General features: G+C 31.2%; 20 protein-coding genes and 1 tRNA gene. 13 read left to right on the forward strand and 8 right to left on the reverse strand.

Annotation, left to right across the window (positions count from 1 at the left end; genetic code table 11):
* The first annotated feature begins 472 nt into the window (after positions 1 to 472).
* Entirely contained in the window at positions 473 to 889 is a 417-nt protein-coding gene (locus IMCC3317_RS17655; RefSeq protein WP_160130808.1) for a carboxypeptidase-like regulatory domain-containing protein, read from the forward strand.
* Positions 890 to 916: 27 nt separating this feature from the next.
* Positions 917 to 1,930 (forward strand): transglutaminase domain-containing protein, encoded by a 1,014-nt coding sequence (locus IMCC3317_RS17660; RefSeq protein ID WP_160130809.1) that lies wholly within the window; start codon positions 917 to 919, stop codon positions 1,928 to 1,930.
* A gap of 137 nt (positions 1,931 to 2,067) precedes the next feature.
* On the opposite strand, the gene IMCC3317_RS17665 is transcribed toward IMCC3317_RS17660, so the two are convergent.
* The gene (locus tag IMCC3317_RS17665) at positions 2,068 to 2,394 is read right to left on the reverse strand and encodes an ArsR/SmtB family transcription factor (protein WP_160130810.1); all 327 of its coding nucleotides are present in this window, start codon (positions 2,392 to 2,394) and stop codon (positions 2,068 to 2,070) included.
* 3 nt (positions 2,395 to 2,397) lie between these two features.
* Positions 2,398 to 2,811 (reverse strand): SRPBCC family protein, encoded by a 414-nt coding sequence (locus tag IMCC3317_RS17670; RefSeq protein ID WP_160130811.1) that lies wholly within the window; start codon positions 2,809 to 2,811, stop codon positions 2,398 to 2,400.
* 306 nt (positions 2,812 to 3,117) lie between these two features.
* Between IMCC3317_RS17670 and trxA the strand changes: the two genes are divergently transcribed.
* From trxA to IMCC3317_RS17685, 3 genes are all read left to right on the forward strand, one after another.
* Positions 3,118 to 3,438, forward strand: a complete 321-nt coding sequence (gene trxA, locus IMCC3317_RS17675) for a thioredoxin (RefSeq protein WP_160130812.1) — start codon at positions 3,118 to 3,120, stop codon at positions 3,436 to 3,438.
* A 279-nt stretch (positions 3,439 to 3,717) separates the two neighbouring features.
* A complete protein-coding gene (locus tag IMCC3317_RS17680) occupies positions 3,718 to 4,647 on the forward strand; it encodes a DUF58 domain-containing protein (RefSeq protein ID WP_160130813.1) in 930 nt (309 codons plus the stop codon).
* Between the two features lie 86 nt (positions 4,648 to 4,733).
* A tRNA-Asp gene (locus IMCC3317_RS17685) sits at positions 4,734 to 4,807 on the forward strand.
* 185 nt (positions 4,808 to 4,992) lie between these two features.
* Here IMCC3317_RS17685 and IMCC3317_RS17690 read toward each other — a convergent pair.
* Positions 4,993 to 5,493: a DUF456 domain-containing protein gene (locus IMCC3317_RS17690; RefSeq protein WP_160130814.1), complete on the reverse strand. Its 501-nt coding sequence runs from the start codon at positions 5,491 to 5,493 to the stop codon at positions 4,993 to 4,995.
* Positions 5,494 to 5,630: 137 nt separating this feature from the next.
* Here IMCC3317_RS17690 and IMCC3317_RS17695 point away from each other — a divergent pair, with 137 nt between their 5' ends.
* The 6 genes from IMCC3317_RS17695 (at position 5,631) to IMCC3317_RS17720 (ending at position 10,353) form a co-directional block, all read left to right on the forward strand.
* Positions 5,631 to 5,999 carry a BlaI/MecI/CopY family transcriptional regulator gene (locus IMCC3317_RS17695; protein ID WP_160130815.1) on the forward strand — a complete coding sequence of 123 codons (369 nt, stop codon included), beginning with the start codon at positions 5,631 to 5,633 and terminating at the stop codon, positions 5,997 to 5,999.
* Complete coding sequence (locus tag IMCC3317_RS17700) at positions 5,996 to 7,486, forward strand: M56 family metallopeptidase (protein WP_160130816.1); 1,491 nt, start codon at positions 5,996 to 5,998, stop codon at positions 7,484 to 7,486. Before IMCC3317_RS17695 ends, IMCC3317_RS17700 begins: the two co-directional genes overlap by 4 nt.
* Before the next feature lie 16 nt (positions 7,487 to 7,502).
* Positions 7,503 to 8,645 (forward strand): tetratricopeptide repeat protein, encoded by a 1,143-nt coding sequence (locus tag IMCC3317_RS17705; protein WP_160130817.1) that lies wholly within the window; start codon positions 7,503 to 7,505, stop codon positions 8,643 to 8,645.
* 58 nt (positions 8,646 to 8,703) lie between these two features.
* Positions 8,704 to 9,180 (forward strand): hypothetical protein, encoded by a 477-nt coding sequence (locus IMCC3317_RS17710; protein WP_160130818.1) that lies wholly within the window; start codon positions 8,704 to 8,706, stop codon positions 9,178 to 9,180.
* Positions 9,181 to 9,475: 295 nt separating this feature from the next.
* Entirely contained in the window at positions 9,476 to 9,889 is a 414-nt protein-coding gene (parS, locus tag IMCC3317_RS17715) for a type II RES/Xre toxin-antitoxin system antitoxin (protein WP_160130819.1), read from the forward strand.
* Positions 9,889 to 10,353: an RES family NAD+ phosphorylase gene (locus IMCC3317_RS17720; RefSeq protein ID WP_160130820.1), complete on the forward strand. Its 465-nt coding sequence runs from the start codon at positions 9,889 to 9,891 to the stop codon at positions 10,351 to 10,353. Before parS ends, IMCC3317_RS17720 begins: the two co-directional genes overlap by 1 nt.
* Positions 10,354 to 10,358: 5 nt before the next feature.
* Here the strand turns inward: IMCC3317_RS17720 and IMCC3317_RS17725 are convergent, their stop codons facing one another.
* The 5 genes from IMCC3317_RS17725 to IMCC3317_RS17745 form a co-directional block, all read right to left on the reverse strand.
* Entirely contained in the window at positions 10,359 to 11,627 is a 1,269-nt protein-coding gene (locus IMCC3317_RS17725; RefSeq protein WP_160130821.1) for a hypothetical protein, read from the reverse strand.
* 66 nt (positions 11,628 to 11,693) lie between these two features.
* On the reverse strand, positions 11,694 to 12,578 hold the full coding sequence (locus IMCC3317_RS17730; protein WP_262887060.1) for an IS3 family transposase: 885 nt from the start codon (positions 12,576 to 12,578) through the stop codon (positions 11,694 to 11,696).
* Between the two features lie 11 nt (positions 12,579 to 12,589).
* A complete protein-coding gene (locus tag IMCC3317_RS17735; RefSeq protein ID WP_160127525.1) occupies positions 12,590 to 12,901 on the reverse strand; it encodes a transposase in 312 nt (103 codons plus the stop codon).
* Positions 12,902 to 13,046: 145 nt separating this feature from the next.
* On the reverse strand, positions 13,047 to 14,177 hold the full coding sequence (locus IMCC3317_RS17740) for a glycosyltransferase family 2 protein (RefSeq protein ID WP_160130822.1): 1,131 nt from the start codon (positions 14,175 to 14,177) through the stop codon (positions 13,047 to 13,049).
* Positions 14,174 to 15,115, reverse strand: coding sequence for a lysylphosphatidylglycerol synthase domain-containing protein (locus IMCC3317_RS17745; protein WP_228054838.1), 942 nt, complete (start codon positions 15,113 to 15,115; stop codon positions 14,174 to 14,176). Before IMCC3317_RS17745 ends, IMCC3317_RS17740 begins: the two co-directional genes overlap by 4 nt.
* Before the next feature lie 118 nt (positions 15,116 to 15,233).
* Between IMCC3317_RS17745 and ruvC the strand changes: the two genes are divergently transcribed.
* Together ruvC and IMCC3317_RS17755 are read left to right on the forward strand one after the other, a co-directional pair.
* Positions 15,234 to 15,809 carry a crossover junction endodeoxyribonuclease RuvC gene (gene ruvC / locus IMCC3317_RS17750; RefSeq protein ID WP_160130824.1) on the forward strand — a complete coding sequence of 192 codons (576 nt, stop codon included), beginning with the start codon at positions 15,234 to 15,236 and terminating at the stop codon, positions 15,807 to 15,809.
* A gap of 64 nt (positions 15,810 to 15,873) precedes the next feature.
* A complete protein-coding gene (locus tag IMCC3317_RS17755; RefSeq protein WP_160130825.1) occupies positions 15,874 to 16,164 on the forward strand; it encodes a hypothetical protein in 291 nt (96 codons plus the stop codon).
* Positions 16,165 to 16,177 lie beyond the last annotated feature (13 nt).

Below are 16,177 nucleotides of genomic sequence, written 5' to 3' on the forward strand. Positions count from 1 at the left end.
AAATGCTAAATGCTAAATGCTAAATGCTAAATGTTGAATTTTAAATAATGAATTTCTAGTAACGTGAGTTCGATCTAACTTTGTTGCTATATAATTGATTTTCAAAAATTTATTAAAAATGTCAAATCGAGTATTATTGAAATCAAAATATATTTTGATTGGGTTCTCGACTGCGCTCGAACTGACAAACAGTTGATTTAATTGACTTTTCATTTATTACTAATGATTTCTTATGTCGAACTCACGTTAGTAGTGAAAAGCATGTAAAATTGTAAAAAAATAGCTTTTCAAGGAGCAAAATATCATTTTACTAACTTTGAAGCGTTTGATATGAAATTATTGTGAATCAATAAGATATCATAATAATGTCGTAAATTACACATTCACTCATTCAAAAAGGCGGTTTACTCAAAGTAGCTTTTCTATATAGATTTCGAGTGCTAGATTTGATAAAAATAAAACAGTTATACTTATGAAAACACAAGTAACATTTACACGAAAATTATGGATTGCTACAATTTTGATGGTTGTTGCATTCACGTTTAATCCAATGTATGGACAATCTGACACAAAAACTACAGCAGAAGCACAAAGTGGAAGAACTATTAAAGGAATTGTTAGTAATGAATCTGGACCTTTGGATGGCGTTAATATTACGTTGAAAGATTCAAACTCGGGAACTGTAACAAATGCCAAAGGAGAATTTACGTTTCCTAAACCTTTGAAAACAGGAGATGTTTTACTAATTAGTTATTTAGGGTACCAAACAGCCGCAGTAAAAATTAAAGCCAATACGAGCTTTATAAGAACCGCATTAACTGAAGAAATACTTGAGTTTATGGGAAGTTTAAATTCGAATAAGCGGTACAAATCTAAACGCACAAATTAGGAAGTATTCACAGCATAGTATTTTTTAATGAGCATTATAAAATATAGTTTTCTATTCATTTTTGTATTCCAAATTCATGCGCAAGCTTCTGATTTTCCAACGATTAGTTTTGAAAAGGCAGATAAAATTGCATTGGAATACAAAAATGAAAATCTTAGTAATTTACCTGAGTTATCGTATAAACTCACTTCAGATTTAACAACCGATGTTGAGCGTTTTAGAGCTATTTTCAAATGGGTTTGCAGTAGTGTTTCCAATGATTATAAGTTGTATTCAAGAAACATGCGAAAGCGGCAACGATATAAAAATGATAGCTTAAAACTTAGCGATTGGAATGAAAAGTTTCAAAAAATAGCATTTCGAAAACTCTTAAAAGATAGAAAAACCATTTGTACAGGGTATGCGTATCTTATTAAAGAATTGGCGAATTTGGCAAATATAGAGTGTGAAATTGTTCATGGTTTTGCCAGAACAAGTACGATGAATATTGAAAAACTCGATACACCAAATCATTCTTGGAATGCTGTTAAACTAAATGGAAATTGGTATTTGTGCGATCCAACTTGGGCAAGCGGAATTCCTAATCCAACTTCATATCTATTTGAATTTCAATTTAATGACGGTTTTTTTCTGTCTGATCCAAAAATATTTTCTATCAATCATTTTCCTGCTGAAGAAAAATGGTTTCTTTTAGAAGATGAAAAACCTTCATTTGAAATGTTTCTGGAAGCTCCAATTATTTACGGAAAAGCGTACACACATTTTAGCAATCATACCAAACCAAAAAAACTGGAAAATACGGTGCTGAAAAACGAGAATATTCTTTTTGAACTTCAACTTTTAAATCCTGTAAATAAAGAAGATATTATTCTTTTAATTGATACAAATTTTAGTAGTAAAAAAATACATCCTGAGAAAATTTCAATCAAAAATCAATCACTAAGTATAGCATATAAATTTGAAACGACAGGATATTATGATGTCCATTTATATGTGAAAGATGATTTAATTTCGACCTACACTTTTGAGGTTAAGAAATAAAATCAACTATTCGTCACCCTGAACTTGATTCAGGGTCTCACTCATTATTATATTCCGAATTCTTAGTCATGTGTGATTCTGAATCAAGTTCAGAATGACGTACTGTAAGCCTTTATGACACTTAACGGATATGAAATTCAACTGTTTTTCGAATCTAAATAGTTTCCTAAATCCTGTAAAGAATCATCCCAAAATTGTTCGTAAAACTGTAGCCAATTATTGACTTCTTTCAATGGATTTGTATTTACATTGCAAAATCGTTCGCGACCTTTACTTTCAATCGTAACTAAACCGGCTTCTTCAAGTGTTTTGATGTGTTTTGTAATTCCTTGTCGTGTAATTTCAAATTGATTCGAAATCTGCGAAATAGACAATGCGGAAGTTGCAATGACTAAAGCGTGAAAAATATCACGCCGAGTCGGATCTGCAATTGCCTTAAATAAACGTGTGATTTTATCTTGCATATATTATTTTTTTAAATAATCACGTAATTGTGTCATGCAATGATCCCAACCGCCACTGAAACTTTCAAACATAGCAATAGCCGTTTCGCCTTTATAATCAGCAATACCTGAGTGTTCTAAGTGTAATTTTGTTCCTTCTGCTACGGTTTCTAATCTCCAAGAAACCGTAGTTTCAACAGTTGTATTTTCTACTTGCCAGGTATAAATTAATGTATAAGGATCTGCATTTTTTATTTCTCCAGTAATGGTATCACAACCTTTATCTTCCGTAGGGAAAAAAGTATATTTAAATCCTTTCTCAGCTTTGAAGTTGGTTTTTATAAACCAAGTAGATATTTCTTCAGCATTTGTGATAGCATTCCATACAGCATCAATTGAATGTTGAAATATGGTTTCTTTTTGTATTACATCTTTCATAATGGGTTTTATTTTTAATTAATATGCAGCTAACTGGTTGCTAAATTACGAATTAATTTCAGATAAGCAACTTTTTGGTTGCATATATTTCACAAAGAAGTATATGGCAGTTTTTATAAAATGTACAAAAAAGAGTTTTATTCAGTATCTTTGTACATCTATATGAGTATAAAGTAAATGAATAAATAAAATCAATATAGATATAACCAAAACGAATACTTGCTGTGTAAGTTTTGGTAGAATATTTGACTAATATTGCATATATCACAAATAATAAATAAAATAAAAATTTAAAACATACATATTATGGCTTTAGAAATCACAGATGCTAACTTCGAAGAAATAGTAATGAATAGCGACAAACCTGTACTAGTTGACTTTTGGGCAGCTTGGTGCGGACCTTGTAAAATGTTAGGTCCTGTTGTGGAGCAAATTGCAAAAGAATATGAAGGAAAAGCTGTCGTAGGAAAGTTAGACGTTGATGCAAATCAGCAATATGCGGCTCAATTTGGAGTTCGTAACATTCCAACAGTATTAATGTTCCAAAACGGAGAATTAGTAGGACGTCAAGTAGGTGTTGCGCCAAAAAACGCATATACAGAAGCTATTGACAAGTTATTAGTATAAAAATATATTTTCGATTAGAAGATGAAAGGTTTGGTGTATTGCCAAACCTTTTTTATTTTAGTGAAACTCAACTTTGAGAAGTCCAATAGACGCACTGAAATTTGTAAGTTGAACTAATTTCGCTGGATTGCGAGATTTTAAGAATGATATTTTAAAGTTTTTTAGGTTTTAGCGTTTATTTTGAAACTTAATATTCCAAATCGATTCAGCAGTAAAGTGGAATCTCAGATTGCATACATTTTGTGTCAACACGTACATCATTAATCAAAGAAAACGCTTGTGAATTTACAACAAGAATTTAATAAAACGGCAGGATTTAAGAATCTCGAATTGCTTGCACAACAAGTAGTGGAAGGATTTATTTCGGGAATGCATAAGAGTCCATTTCATGGTTTTTCTGCGGAATTTGCTGAACATAAAATTTACAATCAAGGTGAAAGTACGAAGCATATTGATTGGAAATTGTTTGCCAAAACCGATAAACTTTACACAAAGAAATACGAAGAAGAAACCAATTTACGCTGTCATATTATTATAGACAATTCGTCTTCAATGCATTATCCAGAAGTGGAAGCGCCATCAATTGCCAACTTAAATAAAATTGGATTTTCGGTACTTGCAACAGCTTCGTTGATGAATATTCTAAAAAAACAACGTGATGCGATTGGTTTGAGTATTTATTCTGATAGTTATGATTTTTATGCGCCTGAAAAAGGAAGCGAACGTCATCATCAATTGTTATTGAATGCACTTGATAAAACGGTCACTACAAAGCGAATTAATAAAAAAACAGACACATATACATATCTACATCAAATTGCGGAGAAAATACACCGTAGAAGCCTTATTTTCCTTTTTACAGACATGTTTCAAGATGGAGTAGAAGATGAAAAGTTGTTTGAAGCATTACAGCATTTAAAATACAATAAACATGAAGTGGTTTTATTTCATGTGTTTGATTCTGAAAAAGAATTAAATTTTGAGTTTGACAATAAACCAAAACGATTCGTTGATGTAGAATCGGGAGAACATATCGATATTTATGCTGATACGGTTCAGGAAAATTATCAAAAAGCGGTTGAAACTTATTTTCAGCAATTAAAAATGAAATGTGCGCAATACAAAATAAAATATGTTACTGCAGACATTACAAAAGATTTTGAAAAAATATTAGTTACGTATTTGGTTGAAAGACAAAAGTTTGCATAGTTGGGTAAAAAAAAGTTCAATTTTTTATTCAAATATGTTTGCATAAATAGAATTGTAGTGTATATTTGCATCCGCAATCAAGCAACGGTTTGGTAGTTCAGCTGGTTAGAATACATGCCTGTCACGCATGGGGTCGCGGGTTCGAATCCCGTCCAGACCGCTACAATTGCAAAAAAAGCTTCTCTTTATTGAGAAGCTTTTTTTAGCAAAATGATTTAGTTGTGTTGTTTGAGGTAAATCCTTGATTTACCTTTGGTTTAGTAGTTAAACCAATGAAAAGCTTTCCTTTTTTCTGTATAGAAAATTGGGATGCTTTTTTATTTTACGGCAGTTTTTCTTCCAGATTTAAAAAATAACACCTTTATATTCCCAAAAGTCACTAATAAAAAAGCCTAAATAAATTAGTGCGACAATAAGCTTCAAGAAAGTAGAGAATAAGAAACCTATAAGTGACCCAAAAGCAGCTTTAAAAGCACTTGAAGCATCTTTATTTGCAAATGCAAGTTCTCCAACTAATGCGCCTAAAAACGGTCCAATTATAATTCCAAAAGGTCCTAAAAACAGCAATCCGAGTAGTAAACCAATTGTAGTTCCGTAAATTCCGTATTTGCTGCCACCAAAACGTTTGGTTCCGATTGCAGGAATAATATAATCCAACACAAAAACTATAATAGCAATTGCTAATGTGATTCCTAAAAACGTCCAATTGTTCGGAATAGCTTCCGTAAGATGCATGAATAACAATCCAAACCAACTTGTAATTGGCCCTGGAATTATAGGTAAAAAACTTCCGATGATTCCGAGTAGCATCAACAAAAAGCCGAGTATCGTAAAGAAAATATCCATACATTATTTTTTCAGTAAGACGCGTGCAATGAAAAAACGTTACAATTTTATAACTAATAAATTAGTTTAAACTAAAAATTTAGTTATATTTGTTTCGTTGAACTAAGGAATTAGTTGAAAAAACACAATGAAAATATATGAAGCAACTAACGAAAGCAGAAGAGGAAATTATGCAAATTCTGTGGCAACTGGAAAAAGCAAATGTAAAAACTATCATAGAAAACTTTGAAGGTTCCAAACCTGCGTATAATACGGTTTCTACGATTGTACGAATTTTAGAAAGCAAAGGATTTGTCGGATATGAAAAAGTTGGGAAAGGACATATATATTTTCCGCTGTTAGCGCAATCAGAATATAGCAATCAATCTATTTCGAAATTGGTGAACGGTTATTTTCAAGGATCTTTTAAAAGTATGGTTTCGTTTTTTATGGAAAAAAATGATATCAAAACTTCAGAATTAGAGGATATTCTCAAAGAAATTGAAAAAAATAACAAGAAATCATGATTCTATACCTAATTCAAGTCGTTGCGTTTCAGCTATTATTTTTACTTAGTTACGATCTGTTTCTCAAAAAAGAAACATTTTTCAACTGGAATAGAGTCTATTTAATTTGCTCTTCGTTGATTTCTTTTCTGTTGCCATTTATCAAAATTGAAAGTTTTCAAAAAGCCATTCCGCAAGAATATATCATTCTTTTGCCAGAAATTGTATTAACGCCACAAAAAGCAGTCGAAACCATTGCGCCATCTTGGAATTGGTATCTTATTATTGGAATTACAGTAAGTAGTTTGTTGTTTCTGTTTAAAATTTCTCAATTAATTCGATTAAAATTAAAAGGAATCATTATTCACAAAGGAAGTTACAAAATCATCAAAATTCCTAAAAGCACGTTGGCGTTTTCCATCTTTAATTATGTATTTATTGGTGAAGAAATTCAGGAAGAAAAACTAGCAGATATTCTTTCGCACGAGTTGGTTCATATTCGTGAAAAACATTCACTCGATTTACTATATTTTGAACTTTTACGCATCTTATGTTGGTTCAATCCGTTGGTATACATTTATCAAAAACGAATCTCAGAATTACATGAATATATTGCAGATGCAGCAATTGTTCAAGACAATAATAAATCCGATTATTATGAAAAATTGTTGACTGAAGTCTTTCAAACACAGCATTTTTCATTTACCAATCAATTCTTTAAACATTCATTAATCAAAAAACGAATCAGTATGTTAACAAAACAAAAATCTCGAGAAATTTTAAAATTAAAGTATTTAGTATTAATTCCTGTATTGGCTTTGTCTTTACTCTACACTTCGTGTGAAGATACAACGGTTGCAAACACGGACGATAAAGTAGAAGTTGTTGATGCCGAAGCAAAAAAAGAACTCATGAATGATTTGATGGAAGAACTAAATAAGCTCAATGAAAGTCATAAAGGAGTTCAAATTTTGTCTGAGGATCAATATGAAAAGCAAACCGCTATTTTAACGCGAATTGCAGAATTGTTAGGCGATGAAAATGGTGGAGAGAGAATAAAGTTTGGCGAAGGACGTTTATATGACGACTATGTTATTGCTCGTAAAAAAAGCATCGCAGAAGATGATAGTTATAGCGAATTAGAAAAAGAATCTATTGATTTTAACGTTCTTGATAAAGTACCTGTTTTTCCAGGGTGTGAAAGCAAAGGAACATTTGAAGAATTGAAAAAATGCTTCTCACAAGGAATTTCGAAGCACGTTGTCCAAAACTTCAATATGAAAGAAATGGAGCATTTAGAATTAGTTGGTCGTCAAAAAATATTTACTAAGTTTATTATTGATAAAAACGGATCTATCAAAGACATGATTATAAGAGCGCCACATCCTGAATTGAGTGCAGAAGTAGAACGTGTGTTAAATACATTACCAAAATTAATACCTGGAATGAAAGATGGAAAACCAGTAAGTGTAAAATATGTGTTGCCAATTGCTTTCGATTTGAAATAATTTTTAAAATATAGACATGAATAAAGTACTGTTATTATTCATCACACTAATATGTATAAGCAAAGTCGGAGCGCAATCTTCGGCTTTTGCTGTTGCAGATAGTTTATATCGTGTTGGAAACTATTCCAAAGCGATTGAAGCATATAAAAAACTTGAAAATAGCAGTTATGCAAACACGCAAATTGCAAAAGCATACAAAGCCTTAGGAAACTCTAAAAAAGCCATAGAAAATTACGAAAAGGTGTTAGATAGAGATTCTTTAAATATGTTGGTATTGTATGAGTATGGAAAGTTATTGTTTTCGGTGGGAAAGTTGAAAAAATCATTGACTATTTTTGAAAAGTTAAAATTGAAAGACACACTAAATCCAAATTTTCACTATCAAGTTGGATTGGCGAAAGAAGCGTTACAGCAAGAAGACTTTATACAATCGTATAAAACAGCTTTTCAATTGGATTCGCAACATCAAAAGAGTATTTATAAGCTTATTAGAAATAGTTTGCAATTTCAAAAATTTGAAAAAACAGCAACATATATTAAAGTTGGTTTAGATAATAATTCAGACGATTTAAAAATAATTGGATACAATGCACAATTATTCTACGCGCAAAAAAAATATAGAAAGGCTTTGATGTGGTTCGAAAAATTAATTGATCGAAAAAAAGCAACAAAATATGTATATGAAAAATCAGCATATTGTGCGTATCGTATTGGGAAAATTTTAAAGTCGATTGCCTATTATGAAGAAGCATTAAAACTTGAAGATGGAAATTATTTCTATCATTCGCAATTGGCAAAACTATATTATCAAGATGGAATCATTGAAAAAGCGGAACATCACGCTTCGCAAGCAATTATAGCCAAAATGACTGATCCTTCAGGCGATTATTATATTCTTGGTTTGGTACATTTTGATCGAAAAGAACACGGAAAAGCAATCAAACTTTTCAAAATGGCGTTGGAGGAAAATCCTGAGTATGAAGCAGCGCAATTTCAGCTAGCATTATGTACAGATAATTATTATTCAGATTTAAAAGAAAAATTAAAAATGTACGAACGTTTCAATGAAAAATTTCCAAAAGCAAAAATTGAAATGCGAACAATTATCAATACGCGAATTCGGGAACTCAAATCAGAAATTCACTTAAAAGGAGAATAATCGAACTAAAATTGCGGCAAAATGTCTAAAAGTTGTATTTTTCATCATATTTGTAGTAATGAAACGACTGTGGACATATTGTATAATACTTTTTCTATGTGTTTCTTGTGAATTTATAAATGGTTCTGTTGTAACAGAAGAAACTATTGTAGCGCAAGAAAAACAGAGTATTGATTTAGATACGGTTGATGAATTTCCCTCATTTGCAAGTTGCGATCATTTAGAAAAAGAAGCACAAAAAAACTGTTTTTTTAAAGCCTTAACGGATCAAATTTACGAACGTTTATCGCAAAACAATTTAATGGTTTCTAAAGCCATTCGCGATACGATTCAGGTAGAATTACATATAGATTCTTTGGGAAGTATTAAGATTTCTAACATTCGAAAAGCAGCATTTACAACCAAGCAACTACCAAGTTTAGACAGTTTAATTCGCGAAAGCATCAACAATTTACCAAAAGCTTCTCCTGCTAACAAACGCGGAATTCCCGTAGCGACAAAGTTTGTGTTGCCGATTATTTTGAATGTTGAATGATTTTCTCTGTTTCTCTGTTTTTTGTTGATTTGTTTTTCGTTGATTTGTTTTTCGTTGATTTGTCTGTTGTATCTTCAAAAAAATTATTTTAAACTCACAAACTCACAAACTCACAAACTCACAAACTCACAAACTCACAAACTCACAAACTCACAAACTCACAAACTCACAAACTCACAAACTCACAAACTCACCTGTTGAATTTCGTTAAATTAATAAAAAAATACTCTTTTTGGTTTAAACCTCGTAAAATATCCGTAAATTTACGCAACACATTAGGTAAAAATGCTAAAATATGGAAGCTTTAACATTAACAAGCTATATTGACAACCGAAACGATTCGCCACAAAATAAACTGAAAATCATTCATGCTACACGAAATGGTGTCACACGTTCACAACTCAAAAAATTCAGTCTGCGCGTTGCGTTGACACTGACTAAAATATCAGAAATTGTTCCTGCTTCCTATTCTACATTATCCAAAAAGTCAAGTTATGACAAAGAAGTAAGCGAACGTTTATTCGAAATTGCAGAAGTATACTCAAAAGGATTTGAAGTTTTTGGTGATGAAAAAAAATTCACACGATGGCTCAATAAAAAGAGTAAAGTTTTAGGCAGTCAAACACCTTTTTCGCTACTTGATACAAGTTACGGCGTTAAATTAGTGATAGACGAAATTAGACGTATTGATTACGGAATTTTTGCTTAATGATTATATACAGAATAGACAGAGCAAAGCGTAGAAATAATTTACTTTCAGGAGTTGGCGCAGAAAAAATTGGCGGTCGTTGGAACGAAATCGGCACACGCGCTATTTATACTTCACAACACATTTCATTAGCGTATTTAGAAGTTGTCATGCACTTAGATATCACAGAAGATTTACCAAGTGATCGTATTTTAGTTCATATTGAAATTCCAGATGAGGTTTTTATTTATGAATTCACAAAATTACCTAAAGACTGGAACACATTTCCATACAATAGTAGAACCCAAGAAATATTTACCAAATTCGTTGAAGAAAACAAATCTGCTGTTTTAAAAGTTCCTTCCGCAATTGTAAAAGACGAATACAATTATATAATCAATCCATTACACATAGATTTCCACAAAATTAGCGTTGCTAAAGTTCAAAAATTCACGTTTGATTCACGTTTGTATTATGATACTTAATGTTTTTAACGATTATATGGCGATTCATTAATCCAATGAAAACCTCTATTAATTAATCTGAATTTCTTTAAATCAAATTGTTTTGCTTCCATAAAAATAGAATCTCCATTATGTGTGCCTTTCAGTGAAAGTATACTGTCTTTTAATACATACTTAAATTTATATGAATCTTCATTTCTATCTATAGAAAGTGTTTTATATACAGTATCTAGTTGCGAGCTAAATCGAAGTTGTTCATCTTCCATTGTAAAAATTGAAAGATGTCTTTCACGTTGAATCACGATTCTTTTCCACAAAGTTTTATCAGTAATTATTAACGGAATTGTATCATTATTTTTTACAATTTGCTTGAGATCATAAATTCCATACATTGCTGGTTTTGGCGCGCTAGAACCTCTTGTGTTTTCCAATCCAATAGCACGCGAAAAGTTTGAATACAGCAAAAAACTGATAAAACATATTTTTATAACTAGTAAACCAATATTCAATTTACGCTTTTTAAAATAATGTGGAAAACTTCTCGGAATCGTTGTAGCTGTTGTAAAAAATACGGCAAAAACGCGTTTCCAATCTTGCAAGAAAATAAATAGCGAAAACAATAGTAAGTGAAACGAAAATAATTTTACAGGAATATCATAACTCATATTCATTACAAACACATTCAGCATCACACCAACACAAACAAAAGCACCAAATGTGCGTGTGCGGCGTGAAATTAATAACAAACCTCCGAGAACTTCACTCAAGCCCGCAAAAAATGTATAAAATTTGGACGCGCCCATGAATGTCCAAGCAATTCCCATTGGAGAAGAATCTCCGTAAGGTTGAATTAATCGTGTCAATCTTGGATCTGGAAATTGCAATTTATACACTTTCATAAATCCGTATACCAACATAAAAAAGATGAGGTAATACGTAATGTAAACAACCAAAATGCGCAATAATTTCCAGTAATGTGGTCGTTTGCGATCAAGAATACTCCAAATTAGTGTTCCCAAAAGAGCAACCAAAAAATAGCAAAACACTTGAACATAATCGTATGTTGTATCTCCACTTCCCGAAAATGCTGCCGAACTATCAATTGTAACATTGAATACAGTTTCTCCAATATAAGGTACTATTTTTGACCACAATATGTCATCAATTTTATCTGTAAATCCATCTAAAAAAGTAAATGCAATTAATGGAAATGGAAGCGCAAATAAAAGTGTGTAAATAACGCAAAAGCGAAATCCTATTTTCTGAAAAATATTCCAAGAAGTTTGTATAAACATTTGGTAGTTTAGTTGTGTTTTGACCCCTGTAAAACAAGAGTATTCTTTTAAATTTCGTTAGTTAAATTATGCGGTTAATTTTTTCATTAAAATTAGGTGTTTATCTTGATTCCATTTTTCAATTGGGGTTATTTTTCCTAGTAATCCATGTAGCCTTTCATTATTATAAAACAGCACATATTGTTTAAGGATTTTTTCTATCTCTCCAAAGGTTCTATATTCAAATCTCTGAAAAACTTCTTTTTTCAAAATGCCATGATAAGCTTCTATATGAGCGTTCTCTTCTGGTGTTGCTATATGCGTAAATTCTTGACTTACACCTATAAGTTCTAAATACTCTCTTACATTTTTTGCAATAAACTGACTCCCGTTATCACTTCTAATAACAACATTATTTGGATATTGATAATTTAAAAACAATTCAGACAATAACGCTATCACTTGCGCTTGTTTAATTGAAAAAGCAAATAGATCTATTAATATTCTTCGCGTATGAACATCTATTATAGAAAGTAAATAAGCGTTTTTACCAGCACTTGGTATCCAAACTATCTTTATGTCCATCTCTAGGCAGTCAAAGGGTTTTACGGTTTTTACTTTCCTGAATTTAACAAACTTACGTCCAGAACCACTCCTATTAATACGATTTTTTAATTTCAATAGATTTGCTTGTTTTAGTATTCTATATAGTTTTTTATGGTTTATTGTATAGCCATCCCGATTCAAATAGCAAGTCATTAACCTGTAACCACAATCTATAAATGGATGACTTAGTATTTTCTTTACAGATTCAACCACAATATCTTGAGTGACAAATCCATTGTTATTATGATAGGTAAATTTACTTGGTTTATTACCTTTTTTTCCAAAACTTGGTTTACGATAGTAACTGCTATGAACAATACCAACCATATTAATTACCTTAGTTTTGCTAATCTTGTGCTTACTCAAAATAGCATCAACTAAATCTTTCTTGGATCGGATGTCCCAAACTTTTTTTTTAAGAGTTCTCGTTGAATTTCTAATTCAATTTCTTTATTACTCAATAGCTTACGGAGTATTCTATTTTCTTCTTCTGCATGCTTTAATTCCTTACTACGAGTATCATAAGTAACTTTTAAGCCAGCTTCTCCTTGGGTATCATGTTTCTTCTTCCAACTATAAAAAGTGCCAGTACTAACACTATATTTACGACAAGTCTCAACAATACCAAGTTCCTCAGAACAGGATAGTATTTCTAACTTTTCTTGTAAACTCCATTTCTTGTATTTCATCTCTCAAAGGTATTATTTGAAATTTAAAAGAACACTCCGAAATTATTTGGGGCTAAAGTAAGTTGGATTATACTTTAAAAATAGCTGGTTTTTTTGAAAAAACAGTGTAAAACGCTCATTTTAAGAAATAAAACACCTTTTCTAATTACATTTTAAACTTTCTATTCTTCCAGGTGTAGTTTTTAAATAAAGATTGAAAGAGGATAAAAATCGTGAAAAAAGGATATAAAATTGCACTTAAAATAAAGTATAAAAATCTAAATTTTTGTTCTGTAAATTGAATAGTTTGAAATAATAATATTCCATCTACAATAATTTTTAAATAAAATAAAAGTAGCATAAGTTGCCATGAAATAGTTGTAAATAAAAGTAAAAATGGAAACATGCAACACGCTAAATTCATTAAAATTACACTAATGCCAATTAGTTTTCCAGTAGGTAAATTATAATTCGCACTTTTTGAAGCCCAACGTACGCGTTGCGAAACTAAATCGCGAAAAGTAGCAACAGAAAATGTAGTTACCAACGCTTTTTTTGATTTTAGATAGCACACTTTTTTTGGCCATTTTTGTACAAATTTTTCTAACAGAAATACATCATCGCCACTTGCAATTGTATCATTTCCTGTGAATCCTTGAACTTCCAAAAAAGCACTTTTTTGATATGCTAAATTGGCGCCATTACACATAAAAGGTAATTGTAGACCAAAACTTCCAATTGTTGTTCCTTGCAAGCTCAAAAAATCGAGTAATTGAAAATAATTAAAAAATGAAGCATCTTCTTTGTACGTAACTGGCGCAGCAATCATTTTGTGTTGTTTCAAAATAATTTCTTGATTGTAAAGTTGTAACCAATGTGTTGGAAGTATGCAATCTGCGTCGGTAGTAACAATCCAATCACTTTTTATTTGTGTAATTGCTGTTAGAATTGCATCTTTTTTTGGCGAATTTGAAACACGCTTATTTTCTAAAATTTTTATGTTTACAGATGAATTTTCTTTGCAAAATGTTTCTATGATTTGGCACGAATCATCTTCAGAAGCATCATCTACAAACCAAAAAGACACATTCGCGCTCGGATATTGCAATTCTTTTATAGAAGCTAACAACATCGGTAAACGTAGAGTTTCATCCCGAAAGGGAATAATTACAGAAAAATTTGTTTTTGCTTCAAGATGTTTGTTTTTGAGAGTAGTTTCTATCCAAAAACCAAATATCAAACTCAGTATCAGCAAGATATAAACAATTGCTATTAAGAAAATAATTCCTATCATCATGATGCCATTGATTTTTCTTCTGTAAAAGAAGGATTAAAATTCAATACAAAATAACTACCAACAATACTCGGAAGCACAAAATTGAAAATCCACATCAATGAAACTATGGAAAGAATGCTTAATTCGGGAAAATCAAGATATCCAAAAAGCCAAACGGCAACACTTCCTTTTACAATTACATCAAAAATGAACAACATCGGAATTAATGAAGTAATTAAATACATTGCTGTAATTGCGCTCATTGCAGTTAAATATGAAGTATTTAAACCGAAAAGTAGCAGTAAAAAGTAAAATTGATGTGCAAAAATTATATAGCGAATGAATGAAAAACTTATGTTTTTTAAATGAATTTTATTGGAGATTTTCTTTGTGAAACTTTTCAAACTATTCCAAGAAAATCCTTTGATTTGAAAACGTTTTTGTTTGATTCCTAGTATAAAAATACCACCAATAAGTGTTATGATTACAAACATGCGCAATATTTTATGCCAAGGTAATTCTACTCCAAATTGATATACAAAAAAAGAAAATCCAATCATGCCAAAAAAAGCAGTTGCTACTAATTGCGCTATGTTTCCAAGAAAATTTAAACCCAACACTTTTTTACGTTCCGATTTCGGAAAATACAATGCTTTTGCGCCATATTCGCCAATTCTGTTTGGTGTAAATAATGAAGCTGTTAATCCACCTAAACTATGCGCTGTACTTTCCCAAAGTGAGATGTATTTTATGTGCTGAACCAACGTTTTCCATTTGATAATTTCTACAAACCAATTTAAAAAAGTAGCCAATAATAATATAGAAATCGTTGAAATTTTAAAAACTCCAGAAGCTTTTAATTGTGCTGAAAACACATCAAAATTTAGCTGCGAATTGTGTGCTAACTTATCATAAATAAAATAAGCTGCACCAATAATTATGGCTAGTTTTATTACCAAAGCAAAGAATTGCTTAGTTTTGTGAGATACCGAAATCTGCATGCTACAAAGTAACGCATTTCGCAAAACAAATCTATCATGGAAATGATTTTCGCAATAGAGATATAGTTTGAATTAGATGAAGCAAGACAAAAAGCCGCCGAAAACAGAGAAAATTATACTAGGAATTGATCCAGGAACTACGATTATGGGTTTTGGCTTGATAAAAGTTGTAGGCAAAGAAATGAAGTTTTTGCAACTGAATGAATTGCAATTGCAAAAATACAGCGATCATTATTTGAAATTAAAATTAATTTTTGAACGTACGATTGAATTGATTGATACGTTCAATCCTGACGAAATTGCGATTGAAGCTCCTTTTTTTGGTAAAAACGTACAATCGATGTTAAAACTTGGGCGCGCGCAAGGTGTTGCAATGGCAGCAGGTTTATCGCGTGAAATTCCTATTACTGAATATTCTCCCAAGAAAATAAAAATGGCAATTACCGGAAACGGAAATGCTAGCAAAGAGCAAGTTGCCAAAATGTTACAAAGTTTATTAGGCTTGAAAACATTACCAAAAAATTTGGATTCTACCGATGGTTTGGCTGCAGCAGTTTGTCACTTTTACAATGCAGGACGCATAGAAATTGGTAAAAACTATTCTGGCTGGTCAAGTTTTGTTAAGCAAAATGAAAAAAGAGTAAAAAAGTAAAATGTGATGGACTTTTCAAATGATTTCTATATTTTCGGCATAAAATTAAAACAATCAATATTTTATGAGTCACCAAATTGAATTTTGCAAGAAATGTGTTAATAAATCTTTTTCCTCTTCTCAAGGAATTATTTGCGGATTGACCAATGAGAAACCAACATTTCAGTTTACCTGTCCAGATTTTGTAAAAGATGTCAAAGAAGAGCGAAGATTAGCAGAACGTGCAGCAGTTCAAGATGAAACGCATAGTTATGAAGATGCACAAGGAAGTTCAACACCAGTTTGGAAAACCATATTGGGTATTATTATCTTTATTGTTGCAATTATTCGACTCGTAGCGGTTTTTGCACGATAATTAGTAGTTAAAT

This window comes from Kordia antarctica, assembly GCF_009901525.1.
GTDB classification, from domain to species: domain Bacteria; phylum Bacteroidota; class Bacteroidia; order Flavobacteriales; family Flavobacteriaceae; genus Kordia; species Kordia antarctica.

Excerpts from the sequence above, each read along its gene's own strand:
- IMCC3317_RS17720 (WP_160130820.1), top strand. The coding sequence starts at position 9,889 with ATGATTATATACAGAATAGACAGAGCAAAGCGTAGAAATAATTTACTT.
- IMCC3317_RS17655 (WP_160130808.1), top strand. The coding sequence starts at position 473 with ATGAAAACACAAGTAACATTTACACGAAAATTATGGATTGCTACAATT.
- IMCC3317_RS17665 (WP_160130810.1), bottom strand. The coding sequence starts at position 2,394 with ATGCAAGATAAAATCACACGTTTATTTAAGGCAATTGCAGATCCGACT.
- IMCC3317_RS17755 (WP_160130825.1), top strand. The coding sequence starts at position 15,874 with ATGAGTCACCAAATTGAATTTTGCAAGAAATGTGTTAATAAATCTTTT.
- IMCC3317_RS17695 (WP_160130815.1), top strand. The coding sequence starts at position 5,631 with ATGAAGCAACTAACGAAAGCAGAAGAGGAAATTATGCAAATTCTGTGG.
- IMCC3317_RS17735 (WP_160127525.1), bottom strand. The coding sequence starts at position 12,901 with ATGAAATACAAGAAATGGAGTTTACAAGAAAAGTTAGAAATACTATCC.
- trxA (WP_160130812.1), top strand. The coding sequence starts at position 3,118 with ATGGCTTTAGAAATCACAGATGCTAACTTCGAAGAAATAGTAATGAAT.
- ruvC (WP_160130824.1), top strand. The coding sequence starts at position 15,234 with ATGAAGCAAGACAAAAAGCCGCCGAAAACAGAGAAAATTATACTAGGA.
- parS (WP_160130819.1), top strand. The coding sequence starts at position 9,476 with ATGGAAGCTTTAACATTAACAAGCTATATTGACAACCGAAACGATTCG.
- IMCC3317_RS17740 (WP_160130822.1), bottom strand. The coding sequence starts at position 14,177 with ATGATGATAGGAATTATTTTCTTAATAGCAATTGTTTATATCTTGCTG.
- IMCC3317_RS17705 (WP_160130817.1), top strand. The coding sequence starts at position 7,503 with ATGAATAAAGTACTGTTATTATTCATCACACTAATATGTATAAGCAAA.
- IMCC3317_RS17690 (WP_160130814.1), bottom strand. The coding sequence starts at position 5,493 with ATGGATATTTTCTTTACGATACTCGGCTTTTTGTTGATGCTACTCGGA.
- IMCC3317_RS17660 (WP_160130809.1), top strand. The coding sequence starts at position 917 with ATGAGCATTATAAAATATAGTTTTCTATTCATTTTTGTATTCCAAATT.
- IMCC3317_RS17725 (WP_160130821.1), bottom strand. The coding sequence starts at position 11,627 with ATGTTTATACAAACTTCTTGGAATATTTTTCAGAAAATAGGATTTCGC.
- IMCC3317_RS17710 (WP_160130818.1), top strand. The coding sequence starts at position 8,704 with ATGAAACGACTGTGGACATATTGTATAATACTTTTTCTATGTGTTTCT.
- IMCC3317_RS17670 (WP_160130811.1), bottom strand. The coding sequence starts at position 2,811 with ATGAAAGATGTAATACAAAAAGAAACCATATTTCAACATTCAATTGAT.
- IMCC3317_RS17700 (WP_160130816.1), top strand. The coding sequence starts at position 5,996 with ATGATTCTATACCTAATTCAAGTCGTTGCGTTTCAGCTATTATTTTTA.